Below are 18,684 nucleotides of genomic sequence, written 5' to 3'. Positions count from 1 at the left end.
CATACTTAACCATCGAGTATACCGGCCTCCGTGTACTACGTCCGGGTAGAGTGCGCCACTTCACCGGCCGCACTCGTGAACTCACAATGAAAGACGTCGACATCAAACCGGCCGCAGAAGCCGTCTACGAGTGCTTCGAGTGTGGCAACATCCTTCTCACAGAGGAGAACCCCGGCACGTGCCCAGACTGTAGCGGACCAATGCGAAACCGCCAGATGCCGCTTGAGTGAAGTACCTCGGGGACAAGCCCCGAGGCTTCACCGTTTTGTCCAGACCGTCCAGAAACGGACGGATGGACGCAGGCGAATTTAATTCCCCTCGACCTTCCCGAGATGGGTCGGCTGGAATTCACACCCGAACGTGCGATGCGTCCGTGAGGGTCGGCGGCTCCACCCCGCCCGACAACTCCCGTCGCACCGCGCCAAAGACGCGGGTTTTGAGAGGAGTCGCATTTCCAAATTGTCTCAGTCAGCGTTGGGTTAAGATCTTTAACCCGTCTTTGTGGGTTTCTGACTGTATCAACTGTACGAACCGTGATTTGGTTAATCTTTCGACGGCCTTCACCCTCAGGGTCAAGCCCCGAGGCACTCGGCCTGCTCCGCCTGTAGATATTCGATCTGACTGTCGCTATTCCACCTGAATAGCGAAGAACCCCGGGCTAGTAGCGAAATCGACCAATGTCAGGGACGGTGGTGCGTTAGCTTGTGTTCTGGGTCACGCTCGAGTCAGCCTCGACGGTGACGCTCACTTCTGACTCTCCGGCAGGAGTCCGAACGCCGTAGTTCAGTTCTCTCCCCGGATCGGCGTTTTTGCTGGTCGCCGAGACTGTTCCCTCCCCAGATTCCATCGGATCGAGTACGATATCGAACCCTTTCGGCCGGTACAGAGGGTATGAGAAGTTCACCGCGCCGCGGAACGTCCCGGGGCCATCGCCCACGTTCTCGGCGGACACCGTAATGTCGAAGGTTTCCTCAGGCGCAACTGTGTCGGGGGTGCTCGCAGTCCACTCCCACGCCGGTGGCGGCGTCGTCGCCTTCTCTGTGTCGAGTCTCCACTCCCAGGAGTCGGTACCGCGTTCCATTCGGAGCGACGGCGCTGTGTCGAGTTGGGCTGGGGTTTCGAATACGAGCCACCCCCGAGATTCGCCACCCCTTTGTTCGGATGGGTACGGTTCGCCGGGCACGTCGAGGCCGACCGGATAGCGCTCTTGGATGTCTACGGGGTCGTGGGTCTCGTCAGCGGTGACAAGCGTGAATGCGTCTCGATCCGGGGCGGGATCCGCCTCACGGGCGTCGACAGTGACGAACACGAACTGGCCGTCCGCTGTCCGGATCGCGTTCCAGTCGACGTTTTCGATGTGGCGGTACGCGTACTGGACAGCCGCAGCTTCGATAGTCATCGCGGGGCGAGCGGGCGTGCCGGGCATCGTCGTAGCCGTGTCAGCCGAAGACTCGGTCCTCGTACTGGGTGTGTTGCCGACACAGCCGACGAGGCCGGTGGTTGTCAGACTCACGAGAAACGCGCGTCTGGAGGGCATCGTACAGCGACTCGTCCGTTCGTGGTAAATGTTTTCTGCGTGGTCTATTTGATCGAGGTCGCATTCGAACTACGGGTTGCGCGGATAATCGCTAGACGAGCGAGACGATCCAAAACAGTACTGCGAGGGTCCCGGCCGTGAGCGTCGCCGACCCATTGTCCAACCCCTGGCTGTGTACGAGCCCGGACCGCCAGATGATCGCACTCCAGAGCGTTGTCGCACCGGTGAAAAGCGGCTGCCACGTCAGTAGCGGTGCCATCTCCGCTTGGATCCACTCGGCCATCACCGCGGGGTCGTCGCTCGTCGTCACTGTGAGCGGGTCGAGGACTACGAAGAGGACGGCCACCCCGACGACCAGACCGACGAGTGACGGGAGCAGCCCCCACAGCGCGACGGCGAAGGAGGTCCCAACTCCATTCTCGCCGTTGAACGCCCAGGCGCCGACGTGAAGTGCGCCTCCAACCAGCACGAGCACGATCCCCACACCGAGAAGCGCGGGACCGATGAGCTGACCGATGGCGTCTGCGAGGATCGCGTCGATGTTTCGTTCGATCTGCGCTGGCGCATCACACCCGACGTCCATCGAGGCTGCTGCGTGCTCGCAGAACTGCTCGGATGGTCGGTTCGGGTTGTCGACCATCACGGTGCCGTCGACCCGCGCTTTGAGGACCTGCCCGACGCCCCAGACCGCGAGTGGGACCGAGATCAGGTGGAGAAGTATGAGGATCAGCGCGTGCCCGCCCTCGGGATCTCGTTTGGTGAAGAACTGACCAGGTCGGAGGAGTGGCGTCACAGGGGGCATACGCCCCGTTTGGCGGTCGCCTGCGGAAATAGTACTGGTAATTGCAACGCGTGTTTGAGTGTTAGAGGCGCTAAGTCCCCTTCCTCAGATCGAGAAAATGCCCAGTAGCGCGAGCACAGCGACACCAAATCCGGGGATACCGAGCAGTCCGAGGTATTTCAGTTTCTCCCACCGGTAGCCGAAGAACGAAAAGAACCCAGCGAAGGCAAACCAGAACAGAAACAGGGCATTGTGCTGCTCGATTCCTCGGACCCCGATCAGGGAGAGAAAGCCGAGAAAACCGAGCGGCCACACCGGCGGGTCCTCGTTCAGGGGGGACGTATCCGTCGTCATATCGTCGAAAATGTCGGCAGTATATAATAAATGCCGGGTCGTCTCCCATCCAACGGTTCCAGTTCCTCGGGGAGACCGGTATACCTTGTTACGGACTGTCATTCCCTGCCCGTCCGATTCGAGTGCGATTTTGCCTCGGTTTGAGCCCCCAGCGGAAGGCCCGCCACTACAGTGCCGTTAGAGTTCGTCGGGATTCTCGTCTTCGAAGATGACCGCTTCGAGTTTGTCCAGCAGCCCTTCGGGGTCTTCGCGCTGGAAGATGTTCCGCCCGACTGCGAGGCCGTTTCCGCCGACTTCGATCGTCGAGAACACATCTTCGAGGAATGCCTCGTCGCTGCGCTTCGAGCCACCACTCATCACCGTCTTCATCCCGCCCACGACGTCTTCGAGCTGCTGCCAGCCGTCCTGCGTCCCCGGGTACTTACACTTGACCACGTCGGCGCCGAGTTCGAGACCCAGGCGGGCGCCGTATGCGACGACCTTCGGATCCGTCTGCCCGCTGTACTCCTCGCTGTTCTGGATGCCCTTGCCACGCGGGTAACTCCACATCACCACGGGGATGCCGTATTTCCGCGCTGCCTCCTGGACATCGCGGAACTCCTTCCACATCTCGTCTTCGTGGGTTGAGCCCGCGTACATCGTGTATCCGATTGCGTCGGCGCCGAGTTCTTCGACAGCGTACCGCACCGAGCACTGTTTTGGCGAGTAGTAGTCGTCACGTGCCGCCAGGTTCGAGTTACCGTTCAGCTTTACGAGCAGTGGTGCGCCATCGTCGATGCCGTTTGCTTTCTCCCACGATCGATAGTACTCGGCGTTGCCTTTCTGCAGCGCGATCGCCGTCACTGCATCGTGCCGTCCGACGTCGAAGACGTGCGTTGGATCGGCGCTTTTCGGCATCGGCTCGAAGTCCACAGGGCCGTGTTCGGTTCCGTGATCGTAGGCGAGGATGAGGGAGTTGCCGTTTCTGACGATCGGACTGTCGTTGATATCTTCCATATTCGGGAATCTACCCATAGCGGGTTTTAATTTTCGCTATTGGACAGCGTCTCGAAAATCGCGTCTCTGTCTTCCGAAGCTGCCGCCTCGCTGACGTACACGGGCAAAGCTTGCTCTCTATAGTAGCGTTTGCAAGTCTTTACCCACCTAATCCAACGCAGTCGTGCGATTGGCTGTGTAATCATAGGGATTATCGTAACTGTTCGGAGATTCTCGCCGTACCGTCCGGCGAGACATCTATGGAGACTTACGATAATCCCTATCAGTTGCAAACGCTACTATAGCTCCTATCGGCCGCTGGATCGGTTCCCGTGTTACTCGGTGTCGACCCCTCCTGGCGTTCAGATTTCGTCGATAACCTCGTCGGCGAACGTCGTCATCGCTTGCTGTGGGTTTTCGGCTTCCAACCCGACGATCACGTGATCGAGACCGAACGCTTCGAGTCGTCGGAAATACTGTCTGAACCATTCGACGCCGGCACGGTAACCGAGGTGGAGATGTTCGGGGTCGGCCGCTGGATCATCGGCGAGCCCGACGCGAACTGCGATCACGAACGGCTTGTCGCCGGCCAGCCCTCGCCAGTCGTCTAGGTGACTCTGGAGCGTGTCGTCCGGGAGGTGATAGAACAGCCAGCCGTCGCCGTGCTCGGCGATCCACTCGATAGATTGGCGGGCGTACCCCGTCGGGAGTAGCGGCAGCGTCTCGGTCGTCGGTTTCGGCACGACGTCTAGGTTGCCATCCATACGCCCCCACGACCCTTCGAGTGTCGGATACTCCTCGCCCCAGAGCGCCCGGAGCGCGTCGACGTGTTCGCGAACCAGCGCGCCTCGATCGTCGGGGTCGACATCGAATGCGGGATACTCGGGATCACGATCCCCGGAGGCGACTCCGAGGACGAGTCGCCCCGCCGACAGTTGATCGACGGTTGCGGCGGACTTCGCGACGTGGATCGGATGGCGTAAGGGGAGGACGATGCTTGACGTCCCGAGCGCGACGTCGTCCGTGTGTGCGGCGACGTGCGAGAGTAACGGCCACGTGTCGAAAGCGCCGCCGGCGTCACCGAACCGCGGCCAGTACGTCGGGACGTCCCGCGCCCAGAGTCCGTCGAACCCGACCGCTTCGGCGTGGCTTGCGAGCCGGACTTCGTCCTCGATGGCTGGGGTTCCCGTCCGTTCGCCGGTGAGCGGGAATCCGACCCCGAAGGAGAGTCCGGTGGAGTCGAATAGTCGTCTGTAGCCGGCGTTCGCACACGCGAGATCCGTCATTAGCGTGTCTTGCCGGTGGAGACGAATGTGCGTTTCTCTCCCGGCGTACGTCACGCCAGTTCGCGCTTGACGAGGGTCACATCCGACGACGTCGCACCCTGCTGCATCCGGCGGATGCAACATGACCCGGGAATGGACAGCGGTCTGTCCGTGACTCAGAGGGACGTTTGAGCTATCCGAAACTTGATACAGTCAGTTCACCATCGTTCGTGTATGGAACCCGACACTGATCGTGGTTGTCCGAAGTGCGGACACACAGAGACCGATGTCGGCACGATTTCGACGACCGGCGGTGGTCTCTCGAAGATGTTCGACATCCAGACGAACAGCTTTAAAGTCGTCTCCTGTACGAACTGCGGCTACTCTGAGCTGTACCGAGACACGACCTCTGGGACGAGCGACATCGTTGACGTCTTCCTCGGATGATGACCACTGGCTTCGTGTTCGCCATCTTCTTTCTGCTCAGTATCCTCGGTGCCTTCATCCTCTACTCCCTCGTCAGGTCCGAACACGACCAGCGCGAAACGATGGATCGTGAGCGTGCTGAACAGGCAGCACGCCGTGACACTGATGACAAAGAGTACTGACCACGCGGGAAGACGGCTGCACAGCGGGCCGCGATTCGAGACGACTCGGTACGGACTTGAGCCGGCATGACCTTACACAACCATCTCTTCTCGCGCCCCTTTCCCTAGGGTGGGATAGGCATAACTAGCTTGCACTCCTTGCACTAGAGAGATACTTATGGACATATCCGAGATACTCTCGACGAAGTTCACCGAGTTCGACATCGGAACTCCTCTCTCGAAAGTCGCTGGGGCATTCGAGAATCAGGAACTCGATGCCGTCGTCGTAACGGACGGCGACGAGTATCGTGGCGTCGTCAGTCGCCGACAGTTGGCGTCCTCGTCGAACCAACCGTCTGCGAAGGTCGGCTCACAGGTACAGCACGTGCCGACTGTCGACCGTACCGAGGACGTCCGAGAGGTCGCACGCCTTATGATCGGGAGCGACGCCAAGACGCTTCCCGTCCTCGACGACGACCGTGTCGTCGGTGTGGTGACTGGCGATGCCGTGCTCGAGGCGGTCCGGCCATTTCTCGACGCGGCAACTGTCGACGACGCCTACACGGCGGAGTTGATCAGTGCGACTCCCAAAACCACGATCGGGAAAGCGCTCAATATGCTTCGAGAAGCCGGAGTCGCCCATCTCCCGGTCGTCGACGAGAACGAGCTTGTGGGTATGTTGAGCCTGTACGACGTCATCGAGTTCACGACCCGGGGCGGCAGCAAGAGCCAAGGCGGGTCGTCGAGTGGCTCCGGTGGCCGCGGCGGTGGCAGGCAGAACCGGGGTGGGTTCGGCTCGCGCGAGGGCGATTCCGACCGGATGCTCGACCTTCCGATACGGAACCTGATGTCCGACGCAGTCGTGACGGTCAAGCGGAGCGCACCGCTCGACGAGGCCGTCGGGATGATGTTCGACCGGGAGATCTCCTCGCTCGTCGTCACGGCCGACGACAACGACGAGCCAGTCGGTATCATCACGAAGACGGACGTCATCGAGGCACTCACCTGGGAGCGCGAGGACCGGAACGCAGTCCAAGTGTTCGGACTCGACTTGCTGGAGGGAATGGACTACGACGACGTCTCCGCATTAATCGAGAGTATGGCCTCGAAGTACGGCGATATGAGTGTCATCAAAGCCAGCATCGAACTGCAGGAGCACAAGGAACAGAGCCGGGGCGTGCCACTCGTGCTCGCACGGATTCGACTGGTCACCGACCGCGGCTACTTTACTGCCGATGGGGAGGGGTACGGCGCCTCCCACGCCCTCCGTCTCGCAGCGAACGCTGTCGAACGCCAACTCCTCAAGGGGAAGACCTACGGCCAGTCGAAGAAGCATCCAGATAGAGACGAGCAGGAACAGCTCTACGGCTGGTGGCTCGGTGGGTAAATACACGACGTCTAGCCCACCTATCGATGGCTTTCCCATCGCTGGGTTCCCTCCAGCGGAAAGGCTTTTTCCGACAGCAATCGTTTGTGAGTCTACATATGTTTGAGGCCTCGACTTGCGAAACCCACGCGTGGGCGTCTGTCGGGGCCGTGACCCGAGACAGAACGGTTTACCGCTTCTGCGGGTGCGAGAGCTGGCCAGTCTGGGCCCTCGAACCGTTTACCCCCCACCACGAACGAGACTGGGATGATACCAGGCTGGCCGAGCGTTAATATGGCCGTCTCGGGCGAGTTGCTGACGCAGGTTTCGATTGGGGCGGTCGCGCTGTACACGCTTGTGACTGCGGCGAGTCGAGCGATCGGCCGGCTGCTGGCGCTCGCCGAGTACTACGACGTCGACGAAGTCCTCGTCGGGATGACCGTCCTCGCGTTGGGTACGAGTCTGCCGGAACTCAGCTCTCACCTCGTCGCGTCACTCGGGATACTCTCTGGCGTCCTCGACTACCAGGTTACCTCGGCTGTCGTCATCGGCGGGAACACCGGCTCTTCAACCGTCCAGCAGTTCCTCCTCGTCGGCGTTCTTCTCATCGGATATGGGACGGTTCACGTTTCTCGGGCGTTCGTCTACGAGAGTTATCTGCCAATGCTGGGTGCGATTGGGGTGACGATGCTGCTCGCTTGGGATGGGACGATTAGTCGGCTTGACGGGTTCCTGCTACTGGGTATCTATTTGGTGTACGTCGGAGTGATAATCTCCCGTCGGGAACGAACCCAATCACTCCGAGAGCCCCCGAGTAAAAACCCTCGCCGAGACGCTGTGGTTGCCGCGGCTCTGCTCGTCCTCGTCCTGCTCTCTGCCTCTCTTATGCTCTCGGTCGTCGAGATAGTCGTCGATACGCTTGCCATCGGTGGATCGATGGTCGGTATCGTGACTATCGGCGTGGCCGCCGCGTTACCGGAACTGACAGCCGTGATGGACGCCATTCGCCGGCGGTCGCCCCACGTCGCGCTCGGCACCCTCGTCGGGAGTAATATCGTCAACCCCCTCGTCGGTATCGGTCTCGGTGGCGCGCTCTCGACTTACTCCGTTCCGTCGGCCGTCATTCTTTGGGATCTCCCGTTCAAGCTAATTGCCGGCGTGGGACTGCTCGGCTGGGCGCTGTACTGGCGAGAGGGGCAGTTCACACGGACCGAGGGGGGCTATATGTTGGGGCTGTACTTTGCTTTCCTGGCAGGACGGCTGCTGTTGTTCCCAGGGCAGTAGACGGCCGAAACGTCACCGTTGCATAGAAAGACGTGACGAGGACGGTCTCCACTTCGTGCACCTGTCCAGAGTGTGAGACAGAGGACGACGTGTTTCTCAACCTCGCCCGGAAAACGAGCGTTTTCGAGGGTAACAGGGTGATGCGTCAGCGGTTTTCGGGGGCGCGGATGGGAGCCTCGGGCATTTCGATTCCTTCGCTGGCGAAGGCGGCCATCGAGCGCTCTGTCACGTCCGAGGCGAACGCGAACTCGTCGCGCAGGTCGGCCACATAAGCCTTGCCGCGAATCGTCCGATAGTAGGATTCGTCCTCAACCAGGACCGTGAACGGGTGGTCGTCGTCGACGTAGACGTACTTCGAAGTCATCATTGCCTCCTCGACGATCGCACTCGCTCGATCGACATCGGCAGAGGCGGTGACCGCGAGCTCGACGACAACCATCATCTCTGACTGGCCGGCGTTGGCGTTCGAGACGTTCGCAGTGAACATCGTCGCGTTCGGGATACTGACGGCGCTGTCGTCGGGCGTCCTCAGCGTCGTCGCCCGGAGGTCGATATCTGTTACCTCGCCGTAGTCGCCGCCGATGGAGACCTTGTCGCCGACTTGGTAGGGGCGCTCGGTGACGAGCACCAATCCACCAATTATCGCCGCGAAGAGGTCCTTCAGGCCGAACCCCAGAGCCGCCCCGAACAGTCCCGACACTGCGAGCAACTGTGCGGTCGATAGTTGGAGCAACGGTCCCAAGATCAGATACGCCGCAGTTCCGTAGATGAGAACCCGCGCGATCGGAACAACAATCTTGATTCTGATCCGCCGGTGGGGAAGGCGCTCGGCGACAGCCGTGAGCACGTACCCGACGACCTGAGTGGTCAGGTACGCGGCTACGACCACCCCCACCATTCTCGTGAGCGTCTCCTGGGCTATCCCCAGGTCTACCAGCGCCTGGAGCGCGGTCACAGTATCCGCCCCCGTTCGGTCGCCGGCGCGGCGGCCGGCACTGCCGCCGGTACCAGTTCCACGAGATCGTCCTCAACCGTGACGAGACCGTCGCGCGAGAGGCGCCCGAGGACCCGGTCGAGTCCGTCAACAATTCCCGCGAGCTGTGCCCGGTTGACCCTCTCTTTCGCGAGCACGATCCGCAGACAGAATGCCTCCTCGCGGTCCAAGTCCCGATCGGACGCGGGGACCGCGATGTCGCTCGGGCGTACCTCCGCCCCCTGACGGGTCTCCCAGATCGCCGTGGCGACACCGAGGTTCCCGTTCGAGACCGCAGCGAGCCGGCCGAACGTCACGTCCTTTGGATCCAGATCTCCATCCGAAAACAGGCCCCTGACTGCAACTGGACTTAGCATAGGGACCGGCACCGATACCGACCAGTCCCGCCAGCTAATTTCGTGGTGCGTCGTGACGACCAAGCCGCCCTGATCGGGGTCGTCGGCGACGAATGCTGGCATCCCGTCGTACCGATCTAGCACGAGTTCCGCGATCCGTTCTGCGGGGAGGGGCTGGACCCCAACGGTGACGGGAAACTCCCGGTCGAGGGCCTGCACCGCCGTGAGATACGCCCACGCGTACCGGTTCCAGCCGGTCACTACCGTCGCATCGACGCTTGCAAGGTCGTTGAGGAACGCAGACAGCCCCTCGAAGCCGCTGATACGGCGCTCGTACAGGTGCTGGCAATCCTCGACCACGACCGGTCCGCCTTTGATCTCTCCCCGGACCCGGTCGACGCTGTCGCTCGGGTCGAGGGCGACTCGGGTCGCGTCCAGTTCCTGCACTGCCCGGTCAAGAACGGTCCCGCGTCCGGAGAAGGGACCGCCGACGACGGCGACCGGCCCGGCTACCTCGCCGGAGAGGACCGCCTCGAACGCCTCGTGGTCGTCACCGAGGAGCGATAGGGTATCCGGTCCCCTCATCGGACAGAGAGCGTTGGTTGGCTGGACGTTCGGATGACGCGCTCGGTGGGACTCCCGAGCTGGACCTCGATCGTGCGACCATATGTGCCCAGAGTGACGAGGTCAACGTCGTTCTCGTCGACGTAGGCAAGGAGTTCTCGGGACGGCCATCCACGCTGGATAGGTGTCTCCACACTGAATCCCCGTTCTCGACCCATCGCACTCTCGTCTAGCGCGGTGTCCCCGCTTTCTTTGAGGAGTCCGACGCTGCTCCGGGGGACGTCCTCGTAGGCGTATGTGTTCGTGTCCTCGACGTAGCGGATGTGCACCGCCGCGTTGTCGGTCCGGGCGAGTTCGATCCCGTGGCTGCCGGCCTGTTCGATTTCGCCACTTCCGTCCGTCGGGATGAGAATGTGGTCGTACATAGGCTCCCCTATTGGTATCTACAGTTCGCGTTAGTAAGTACTCACGCGGAGGTCACTCGCCTCGTTTGCCGTACGTCTCTTCCCCCCAGCCAAAATCGGAGGCTTCGTCGTTCCGGTCGAGGTAGTCCTCCAGCGTCTCGTGGATGGCTCGGCCGAGATCCCGTAACGCGGCGTCGATCATCGAAACCGTGCTCGAGTCGAGCGACTCGGTCGCGTCTCGCTCCCGCCAGTCATCCGGTATAGTCGGGGCGTCGAAGCGGAGACGGTCTTCGGTCGGATCCCAGTAGAAGTCGAACGATTGGAACAGGCCGAGGTCGCTGACGATTCGAACGTGCTCTTCGTCGAGGTCCGTGTACTCGGCCCATTCGTTGAACCCCTCCTTCCATGCACCCTCCTGGAGCAGGTCTTCGAGATCTTCGCGGTAGAAGTCCTCTGACCCGAGTGTCTCGTCTTGCAACTCGAACTCCCGTGGCATCCCTCGGTTCGAGAGGTCTGGTGGTTCCGGAACCTCTACATTGAGTACCATACCACATATTACACCTTGAATACAATAAAGGCAAGTAACAATTCCCGGCACCTCCGACTTCTGCGCTCGCGTTGAGTTCTAGGATCATTCTCGACCACGTGCGTTTTGCCTTCCCCACCGTTGAACACGCTCTACAGCACCATCTCTTGACGCTGTGAGCGTACTCAACGCGATGATGATACTGTCGGACAGAACTAGGTGAAGAATTCCGGCCTCCCGTGAGTGCCAACATAATTCACGAACGTCTGACCGACAGTATGAGATTCTGTGACACCTCCCTCACCCGGTCGTTCTTGCTGACGGCCTGTTTTATTGCGCTGGGCCGACAACTGTTCACGTATGCGAGGATTCCGAATCGGTTCGGCGTTTGGTATCCCTATCAGGCTCAACTGGACTTTCCTGATCGTCCTTCCGCTCTTCGCCGTATTCATCGCCTGGGACATCGCTGAGTTAGTAGTGGTGATAAACCAGACGTTCGGCGCCACGATGGACCCGAACCAGTTGACGGACGGGACCCTCCCGTGGATACTCGGACTGGCTTCGGCGCTGGGACTGTTTACCGGCGTCCTATTGCACGAGTTCGGACACTCGTTGGTCGCGTTGCGATACGGATACGAGATCGATTCGATCACACTCTGGTTACTCGGCGGCGTGGCTAGCTTCACCGAGTTCCCCGAAGACTGGCGTCACGAGCTGGTGATCGCTATCGCTGGTCCCGTCGTGAGCGTCCTCCTCGGCGTGGGCTCCTATGTGGCATTTACCAGTCTCCCATCGAGTGTCGACGCAGCCCGGTTCGTCTTCGGCTATCTTGCAATCCTGAATATAGTGCTCGCTGCGTTCAATCTGCTCCCTGGCTTTCCGATGGATGGCGGACGTATTCTACGAGCACTCCTCGCTCGAAACCAGCCACACGCAAAGGCGACCCAACAGGCTGCTGCCGTCGGGAAACTGTTCGCGTTCGGTCTGGGACTTCTCGGGTTGTTCACCAACTGGTTTCTCATTATACTGGCGTTTTTCATCTACATTGCTGCATCCGGCGAGGCCCAACAGACCACGATCAAGGCAGCTTTCGAAGACATCACCGTGAACGACGTGATGACGCCTGGAGAGAACCTCAAGACGGTTCCCGAGGGGACCACTATCTCTGATCTCCTCACGAAAATGTTTACTGAGCGCCATATCGGGTATCCAGTACTGCGAAACGGCAATCTCGTTGGGATGGTGACGCTGGATGATGCAGGTGCTATCGAAGAAGTCGAACGCGATGCATATCGCGTCGAGGACGTGATGTCGACCGACCTCCATACGGTCACCCCTGACACCGACGCAATGACCGCCTTCCAGCAGATGCAGCAGAACGGCGTTGGACGCTTGCCGGTCGTCGACGGGTCCGGTGACCTCGTCGGGATCGTTTCTCGGACAGATATGATGCGGGCGTTCAACGTCATCCAGAGCGGCGGGTCGCCAGGTACACTCGGCCAACCGGTCGAACCAAGTCTCCAGTGAGATCCAGTTCTCACGAGTCTGGGGCTCGTCCGTGAGACGGTCGCGGCTTCAGACGCGGACTCCCCAGAAGAACGCGATCCCGAGGACGGTGACGATCGAGAGGAGGAATTGTAAGGGTGCGCCGACTCGAATGAAGTCAGAAAACCTGTACCCTCCGGGGCCGTAGACGAAGAGATTCGTCTGGTAGCCGACCGGCGTCATAAACGCCGTCGAGGCGGCGAACGTGACCGCCAGGACGAACGCAAACGCGTTCGCCCCGATCGACTGGGCCGCGTTGGCAGCCACCGGAATCATCAACACGACGCTCGCGTTGTTACTGATGACGCTCGTCAACAGCCCGGTCGCGAGGTAGAAGACCCACAGGACGCCGATCGGGGGCAGGAACACCGACGTCGCAGCGACGGCATCGCCAAGCAGCGCCGCAGCGCCCGTTTGCTGCAGGGCGATACCGAGCGGGATGACGCCGGCAAGGAGGAAGATCACGTTCCACTCGACAGACGAGTAGAGTTCTGTCGGCTTGAGGACGCCGGTGAAGATCATCGCCACGACACCAGCAAGTGCTGAGACGACGATCGGGAGGATGTTCAGTGCCGGCAGTGCGACCACGCCGGCGATGATGCCGACTGCGAACGGGATCTTCTCGCTCCGATAAGTCATCTCGTCGAACTCGTGGGCGACGATGAAATCCTCGTTCTCGACGAGTCGCGTAAGGCTATCTGGCGGAGCCTGGACTAATAGCGTGTCACCGACGCGAATACGGATGTCCTCGAATCGGTCCCTGACGACGTCTCCGCGGGTGCGGAAGGCCAGCACGTTCGCGTCGTAGCGCTGTCGAAACGAGGAACTCGCCAGCGTTTCGCCAACGAGAAACGAGCCCGACGGGACGACGACTTCGACGAGCACCGGTTCTTCCTCCTCCGGATGCAGATCGTCCTCTGTTTGCGGGCCGCCCGACAGTGTGAGCCCCTCCGCGTCCATAATGTATTCGAGTGTCTCTCGGTTCGTCCTGAGTCGGAGCGTATCGTGTTCGTGAATCTCCTTTCGAGCGAGAGGTTCGTCGAATTGTTCGCCATAGCGGATCAACTGTAACACGTCGATATCGAGGTCGTCGTCGCCGAGCGCCTCCCCCACGGTCTGGCCGACCAGTGGTGAGTTCTCCGGGACGACGACGTCAGCGAGGTACTCCTGAAGCGCGTACTCCTCGACGAGGTCCTCGTCAGCCGGAATCCGTTCGGGAAGGAGTCGAACGCCGACCGTCATGAGGTAGAGGGAACCGACAGCGAAGACGACGACACCGAGTTTGGTGAACTCGAACATCCCAAACGCGTGTAGTCCGAGGCCGGGCGATTCCGCGCCGAGTTGGGCCGCGATATCGCTCGCGAGGATGTTCGTCGACGTCCCGATGAGTGTGAGCGTTCCCCCGAGCATCGACGCGAACGACAGCGGCATCAGAAGCTTCGACGGCGATGTTCTCCCCTCGTGTGCGAGATCAGCGATGACCGGGACCAGAATCGCGACCACCGGCGTGTTGTTGACGAAGCCAGAGACTGGACCGGTGACGCCAACCGTCGCGGCGAGTTGCTTCCGTCGGTCGGTCCCGGCGAAGACAGCCATCTTGCGGCCGATCAACTGGACGATGCCGGTTCGGTTGACCCCCGTACTCAGGATGAGCATCGCCAAGACCGTGATCGTCGCCGGATTCGCGAACCCCGAGATTCCCTCCCGCGGCGAGATCTGCGTCCACGGCTCGAGCATCATCAACAGGACCATTATCAAGATGGCGGTGACGTCGATCGGAAACCGTTCGGTCGCAAAGAGTACGAGAGCGAGGAGAATGAGGGCAAAGACGACGAACATCTCCGCTGTCACCGGTGTCGAAGCCAAGCTCTGGGTTGCCAGCGGAAGTAAAAACGAGGACACACTGTATAGAGGCAGTTACGCGGGAAAAGGTCTGGTATCCCGACTCGCTGGACGACTAGTGGTCCAGTTGCGACCTGATCGGCTATAGTAGCATTTGCAACTGATTGCTCATCCGATCACACGACAGCGTACGATCGGATGAGTGAAGACTTGCAAATGCTGCTAGAGTCCTACTCGCCGCCCGACAAATGTCGTCCAGGGGGCAGAACGCTTCTTTGTCTCGCTCTTCTATCTGATTGATAGTGGTTGACGCTATCAGAACGTACGCTGACTACGACTCTTTCGCTCGCAGGTGGCACTCAGAGACGCTCAGAGACCGCGATGTGACTCTGGAGACGGCCCGAGAGCGGGGCCTCCTCAACGAACAAGATACGCATCGGCTGTGGCAGTTGTTGGGTCTCCTGGACGAAGACGACGTGTTCATCCAACTTCCGGAGTGGCTCGTCAACGAGAAAACAGACGACGGGCGGGGAAGCCTGGCTACCACATTTGTCGGGTACATCTCCCGGGAAACCGAGGACGCAATTCTCTTCAAGGACTCGTCGCCGGGTCGTCGTCTGATGCAGATCGCACACCAGATACACTCGATCGAACACGGAATAGAGAATGCAGTCGATAGCGACCGTCGAAAGCGGTTGAATGAACGGCTACAGGAAGAGCACCGGAGGTTCGAGGAGCGGGACGACGTCCCGTATCTCTCTGACGAGTGGCTTCCGAAGTCCCAACTGATCACCATCATTCAACGGAGAGAGTAACCTCAACCCCGGTCTGTTCACCGGGCTCCACGTGTGGGGCTCGACCCGACACCTACGTGTATACGTAGGTTCTCAAAGGCACTCAGGGCGCCCCCGACGAAGAGTCCACCACATCAGTCCTCGAATTCACCGTCGTATTGTTCGTAGGTAATGGTCAGTCGCCCCGGTGTAGGCTGCTTCGCTGCGTCTCGAAGCGTCCGGAATTCTTCCAAGAGCTCATCGGCGTCGTCCATTCCTTCTCGAACGACCCGTGATTCTTCTCGAATTGTATCGTATACCTGCTCTAGCATACGTCGCGTGGCGTACGAATCAGTCTTCGAGTCTATCTCGAAGGAAGCCTTGTATTGGGACATAGTCGTGGTTGGATCTCCATCGAGATAACTTCCCATCACGGTGAGAATCGTTCGTTTGATCCGAGACGATTCTCGTCCCCTCATATTTACCAGTCCTGACAGCAGTAAGAACGCTCTCGGGGTCACCTTCTTCGAGGACGATCGTCTCGCACTGCGCCCGTTGAAGCTCTTGAACCGTCTCCCGAGAGTGCTTGCGGCAGGAGTGACGGACGGTAATATTGAGATTTGAGTCATTCGAGGACTTTTGAATACTCTCGCTGTAGTCGCCAGTGATGGCCCTCCAGCTATCGAGAGCGTTCACAGACGGTATCGATCGCGTTACGACGCGAACCGGCGGCATCCTGTTCGCACTGTTGCTCGTACAGCAGTTTCTGCTCTTGGCGTCGCTCAACACGGTGCTCGGCGCTCAGGTCCCGCCGGCAGCGGCTGACGCCCTCGGCCTGTCGCTTCCGGTCCCGACCGCTGTCGCCGGTGTGGTCTTGATCGGCGCATTCCTGTTCAGCGCTGTCTACTTCGTGATGCTCTCGCGGGCACTGACACGGCCGAAAGCACAACTCGCCTCGTTCCCGAGTGAACTGTACACTCGCCGTATCGGCTGGGCGAGTCTCACGATGCTCGTCGCCGGAGTCGTCTCCGCTGTGGCAACGATGATCGGCTTCTTCTTGCTGATCCTGCCGGGGCTGTTCCTCGCTCCCCATTTCGTGTTTCTCATCTTCGCGGTCGGCGTCGAAGACCGCGGTGTCGTCGGGTCGCTGAAACGTTCCTGGGGGCTCGCAAAGGGGAACCGGCTTCGGCTGTTCGTGATCGTCCTCCTCGTCGCGGTCAGCGGGATGCTCATTGGAGTCGTGCCGACGGTCTTCCAACTCGCTGGCGCGCCCGCACTCGGCGACATCGCCTCCGTCTTGATCAACGGCATCCTGTATACGTTCGTCTACGGCATCATCGCCGCAGCGTACGTGCAACTCGCCGACGACACCGGCGATCGCGGTCCTGAGAGCACTGCTTCGTCCACCACCCCGAGTGGACGAAGCAGCGCAGAACTCTGAAACAGTCCTCTGACCCTTCGCCGTCTATTTACTACCCGGGTGGGACCCAGAAACGATGCCCTCCGACACACCGCGGTCCACCAGGCGGCGCGTCCTCGCCTCGACGGTTGCCGCGCTGGGCTTGACCGCCCTCGCCGGGTGCAGCGGCAGCGGCTCTGGTTCCGCGTCCTCGCGTGCGGGACCCGACGCCGAACCGCCCGAAGACGCGCTCGTCAGCCCACCACACGTCACACTCCGCGGCCCGGCTACAGAGCCGAACGTCGTGCGCGAGACGGCGGCCGAGAACGAAACACCGTCGCCCGGCACGGAAATCGACGACTGGGCCCACTACGTCCTCGCCAACGGGGCTGACGCCGACGCAGTCACGTTCGCCGACGTTGACGGGGCCGACGAGGCCAAGCGGTTCCTTGAAGCGACGAACTTCGACTCCGAAACCGTCTACGTCGAGCGCCACCTCGTCGGCGAGTGCTACCGCCACCAACTCTGCTGGGTCCGCTGGACCGACGAGGAGATTGAGACTGACTATGCGCGGACCCTCCGCGACGCCGACGTTGCCTGCGAGGCCGACACTCGCGTCGCCGTGACGAACCTGATCCGGCTGCCGGTCGCGCTCGATCCCGACCAGATCTCCGGTTACAGCTCGGGTAGCGGTGGCGGGGCCTGCCGCCGCCCCAAGGGTGAGCGCCGGGAGGAGAGCGGATCGTGACTCACGAACACTGCGAGTCGGCCGTCACTCGACGGCGACTGCTCGCGCTCTCGGGCGTCGGGACGCTGGCGTCGCTGGCCGGCTGTTCGGGACTCCTCCACGGAGGGAGCGAGCGGACCGTCGCTGCCGACGCGCTCGCCGATGCCGTCGCCGATGACCCGCCGACGGTTCCGGAGACGCTCCCGATCGAAATCGAGGCGTCGTTCGTCGACGAGCAGCGATCGATGGCAGAGTCCGACCTGGCGGCGGTCCCGGCTCCGTTCGACCGCGAGGAGATCCCGAACGGCGTGATTCGAGCGCGACTGAACGACACCTACGAGTCCGCCACCGACTCGATCGACCGGATCGGCGAGGCGGAGACGCTATATGGCCGTCTCGGGCGAGCGAACAGTGCGCGTGTCGACGCACACCAGGTCCGGGCGGCGTGGCGAGCCATCGCAGCAGACCTGACGCTGTCGGATCTCGCAGCGGAGGCCGCAGCCGTCGAGGGCGCGATCGACGAAGTCCTCGCACAGTGGTCGTACGTCGGCGACGATCCTGTCCGCGCAGTCGTTGTCCACGAGGAGATCGAGACAGAGATCCAGTCCGCGCGGAACTGGATCTCCGCGGAACCTCGACGGCCCCCTCGGGATGGGGGCACAGCGCTCGACGTGGCGGACCTCGCCGAAGACCACGAGCGAGCCCGGACGAGTGTCGCGGTCGCTTCCTATGTCTTCGATCGCTTTCGGACGAGTCTCGATGCGACTGCGGAGCAGCGCTCGCGTTTCGAGGCCGCCCGTGCGGAACTCCGACAGCGGGTCCGGGCGCGGATGGGGTCGCTTCCGGCCGAAGACGTCGACAACCCCACGGCACTCGTCGATCGGGACGTCGGCGAGACGACGGGGGTACGGGCGCTCGCCAACTTGGGCTCCGAAGCCAGATACCGCGCAGATGACGCGCTCGAAGCCGACGACGGCTCAACCCTCGCGAGCAGTATCCTCGGCGCAGCTGATGCACTGGTGTACACGCGAGCGTTCAACACGCTGCGCGAGCGGATCGACGGCGGCGACGACGTCGCCGTCGAGAGTGTTACTGACGTCGCCCACCTCCGGGCTGATGCAATCGATGCCGTCGAGCAAGCACGCACTGCCGACCGCGGTGAACTACTCATCCGCGCGATGCTGCCGTGGTACGCCAACGAGATCAGGTGGACAGACGATCAGTTCGAGCGGGAGTCGGGATCAGTCAGCCTCGATTCGGTATCGTTTGATGCCATCGACTACGTCGTCGCGGCCGCGACCTGCCGGGCGGTCGCGCCAGTGAGTGCTGACGTGGCGGCCACGCTTCGGGACCCCTGATCGGGGGTTGCCCGCCCCGACGCCTCCCCAAGAACCCAGACCGCCCGTGACTATCCCGCTCGCACTGT

The 18,684-nt window shown here is 61.3% G+C and carries 21 protein-coding genes; 10 read left to right on the top strand and 11 right to left on the bottom strand.

What is annotated here, in order from left to right:
• Positions 1–86: 86 nt before the first annotated feature.
• Positions 87–230: a rubrerythrin-like domain-containing protein gene (locus RBH22_RS13615; protein WP_121570540.1), complete on the top strand. Its 144-nt coding sequence runs from the start codon at positions 87–89 to the stop codon at positions 228–230.
• Between the two features lie 467 nt (positions 231–697).
• On the opposite strand, the gene RBH22_RS13610 is transcribed toward RBH22_RS13615, so the two are convergent.
• The 5 genes from RBH22_RS13610 to RBH22_RS13590 all read right to left on the bottom strand — a co-directional run bounded on the left by RBH22_RS13610 (position 698) and on the right by RBH22_RS13590 (position 4,933).
• On the bottom strand, positions 698–1,537 hold the full coding sequence (locus RBH22_RS13610) for a hypothetical protein (protein WP_306677837.1): 840 nt from the start codon (positions 1,535–1,537) through the stop codon (positions 698–700).
• Between the two features lie 91 nt (positions 1,538–1,628).
• Positions 1,629–2,339, bottom strand: a complete 711-nt coding sequence (locus RBH22_RS13605; protein ID WP_306677836.1) for a YIP1 family protein — start codon at positions 2,337–2,339, stop codon at positions 1,629–1,631.
• Between the two features lie 84 nt (positions 2,340–2,423).
• On the bottom strand, positions 2,424–2,672 hold the full coding sequence (locus RBH22_RS13600; RefSeq protein ID WP_306677835.1) for a hypothetical protein: 249 nt from the start codon (positions 2,670–2,672) through the stop codon (positions 2,424–2,426).
• A 177-nt stretch (positions 2,673–2,849) separates the two neighbouring features.
• Positions 2,850–3,668, bottom strand: a complete 819-nt coding sequence (locus RBH22_RS13595; RefSeq protein ID WP_306677834.1) for an aldolase — start codon at positions 3,666–3,668, stop codon at positions 2,850–2,852.
• A gap of 341 nt (positions 3,669–4,009) precedes the next feature.
• On the bottom strand, positions 4,010–4,933 hold the full coding sequence (locus tag RBH22_RS13590) for an LLM class oxidoreductase (RefSeq protein ID WP_306677833.1): 924 nt from the start codon (positions 4,931–4,933) through the stop codon (positions 4,010–4,012).
• Between the two features lie 213 nt (positions 4,934–5,146).
• On the opposite strand from RBH22_RS13590, the gene RBH22_RS13585 reads away from it, so the two are divergent.
• The 4 genes from RBH22_RS13585 to RBH22_RS13570 all read left to right on the top strand — a co-directional run bounded on the left by RBH22_RS13585 (position 5,147) and on the right by RBH22_RS13570 (position 8,149).
• Entirely contained in the window at positions 5,147–5,359 is a 213-nt protein-coding gene (locus RBH22_RS13585) for a zinc ribbon domain-containing protein (protein ID WP_121570545.1), read from the top strand.
• Positions 5,359–5,520 carry a hypothetical protein gene (locus RBH22_RS13580; protein ID WP_306677832.1) on the top strand — a complete coding sequence of 54 codons (162 nt, stop codon included), beginning with the start codon at positions 5,359–5,361 and terminating at the stop codon, positions 5,518–5,520. The genes RBH22_RS13585 and RBH22_RS13580 overlap by 1 nt, the downstream gene beginning before the upstream one ends.
• Positions 5,521–5,677: 157 nt before the next feature.
• The gene (locus RBH22_RS13575) at positions 5,678–6,886 is read left to right on the top strand and encodes a CBS domain-containing protein (RefSeq protein ID WP_306677831.1); all 1,209 of its coding nucleotides are present in this window, start codon (positions 5,678–5,680) and stop codon (positions 6,884–6,886) included.
• A 246-nt stretch (positions 6,887–7,132) separates the two neighbouring features.
• A complete protein-coding gene (locus tag RBH22_RS13570) occupies positions 7,133–8,149 on the top strand; it encodes a sodium:calcium antiporter (RefSeq protein ID WP_306677830.1) in 1,017 nt (338 codons plus the stop codon).
• Positions 8,150–8,294: 145 nt separating this feature from the next.
• On the opposite strand, the gene RBH22_RS13565 is transcribed toward RBH22_RS13570, so the two are convergent.
• From RBH22_RS13565 to RBH22_RS13550, 4 genes are read right to left on the bottom strand one after another with little or no spacing between them, the layout of a single operon-like run.
• On the bottom strand, positions 8,295–9,104 hold the full coding sequence (locus RBH22_RS13565; protein WP_306677829.1) for a mechanosensitive ion channel domain-containing protein: 810 nt from the start codon (positions 9,102–9,104) through the stop codon (positions 8,295–8,297).
• On the bottom strand, positions 9,101–10,063 hold the full coding sequence (locus RBH22_RS13560; protein WP_256289460.1) for a hypothetical protein: 963 nt from the start codon (positions 10,061–10,063) through the stop codon (positions 9,101–9,103). Before RBH22_RS13560 ends, RBH22_RS13565 begins: the two co-directional genes overlap by 4 nt.
• Positions 10,060–10,467 (bottom strand): universal stress protein, encoded by a 408-nt coding sequence (locus tag RBH22_RS13555; protein ID WP_306677828.1) that lies wholly within the window; start codon positions 10,465–10,467, stop codon positions 10,060–10,062. The genes RBH22_RS13560 and RBH22_RS13555 overlap by 4 nt, the downstream gene beginning before the upstream one ends.
• Positions 10,468–10,519: 52 nt before the next feature.
• Positions 10,520–10,993 (bottom strand): hypothetical protein, encoded by a 474-nt coding sequence (locus RBH22_RS13550; RefSeq protein ID WP_306677827.1) that lies wholly within the window; start codon positions 10,991–10,993, stop codon positions 10,520–10,522.
• A gap of 339 nt (positions 10,994–11,332) precedes the next feature.
• On the opposite strand from RBH22_RS13550, the gene RBH22_RS13545 reads away from it, so the two are divergent.
• A complete protein-coding gene (locus RBH22_RS13545) occupies positions 11,333–12,499 on the top strand; it encodes a M50 family metallopeptidase (RefSeq protein WP_306677826.1) in 1,167 nt (388 codons plus the stop codon).
• A gap of 48 nt (positions 12,500–12,547) precedes the next feature.
• On the opposite strand, the gene RBH22_RS13540 is transcribed toward RBH22_RS13545, so the two are convergent.
• On the bottom strand, positions 12,548–14,356 hold the full coding sequence (locus RBH22_RS13540; protein ID WP_306677851.1) for an SLC13 family permease: 1,809 nt from the start codon (positions 14,354–14,356) through the stop codon (positions 12,548–12,550).
• Between the two features lie 305 nt (positions 14,357–14,661).
• Here RBH22_RS13540 and RBH22_RS13535 point away from each other — a divergent pair, with 305 nt between their 5' ends.
• Positions 14,662–15,174, top strand: coding sequence for a hypothetical protein (locus RBH22_RS13535; RefSeq protein ID WP_306677825.1), 513 nt, complete (start codon positions 14,662–14,664; stop codon positions 15,172–15,174).
• Between the two features lie 113 nt (positions 15,175–15,287).
• Here RBH22_RS13535 and RBH22_RS13530 read toward each other — a convergent pair whose 3' ends face one another.
• Complete coding sequence (locus tag RBH22_RS13530; RefSeq protein WP_306677824.1) at positions 15,288–15,527, bottom strand: hypothetical protein; 240 nt, start codon at positions 15,525–15,527, stop codon at positions 15,288–15,290.
• Positions 15,528–15,799: 272 nt separating this feature from the next.
• On the opposite strand from RBH22_RS13530, the gene RBH22_RS13525 reads away from it, so the two are divergent.
• The 3 genes from RBH22_RS13525 to RBH22_RS13515 are packed head-to-tail and all read left to right on the top strand — an operon-like array spanning position 15,800 to position 18,616.
• On the top strand, positions 15,800–16,573 hold the full coding sequence (locus tag RBH22_RS13525; RefSeq protein ID WP_306677823.1) for a hypothetical protein: 774 nt from the start codon (positions 15,800–15,802) through the stop codon (positions 16,571–16,573).
• 55 nt (positions 16,574–16,628) lie between these two features.
• Positions 16,629–17,279 (top strand): hypothetical protein, encoded by a 651-nt coding sequence (locus tag RBH22_RS13520; protein ID WP_306677822.1) that lies wholly within the window; start codon positions 16,629–16,631, stop codon positions 17,277–17,279.
• Positions 17,276–18,616, top strand: a complete 1,341-nt coding sequence (locus RBH22_RS13515; protein ID WP_306677821.1) for a hypothetical protein — start codon at positions 17,276–17,278, stop codon at positions 18,614–18,616. Before RBH22_RS13520 ends, RBH22_RS13515 begins: the two co-directional genes overlap by 4 nt.
• Positions 18,617–18,684: the final 68 nt, after the last annotated feature.

It is taken from the genome of Halobellus sp. H-GB7 (genome assembly GCF_030848585.1).
Classification (GTDB): Archaea; Halobacteriota; Halobacteria; order Halobacteriales; family Haloferacaceae; genus Haloquadratum; species Haloquadratum inordinatus.
This window is presented reverse-complemented; position numbering and strand designations above follow the sequence as displayed.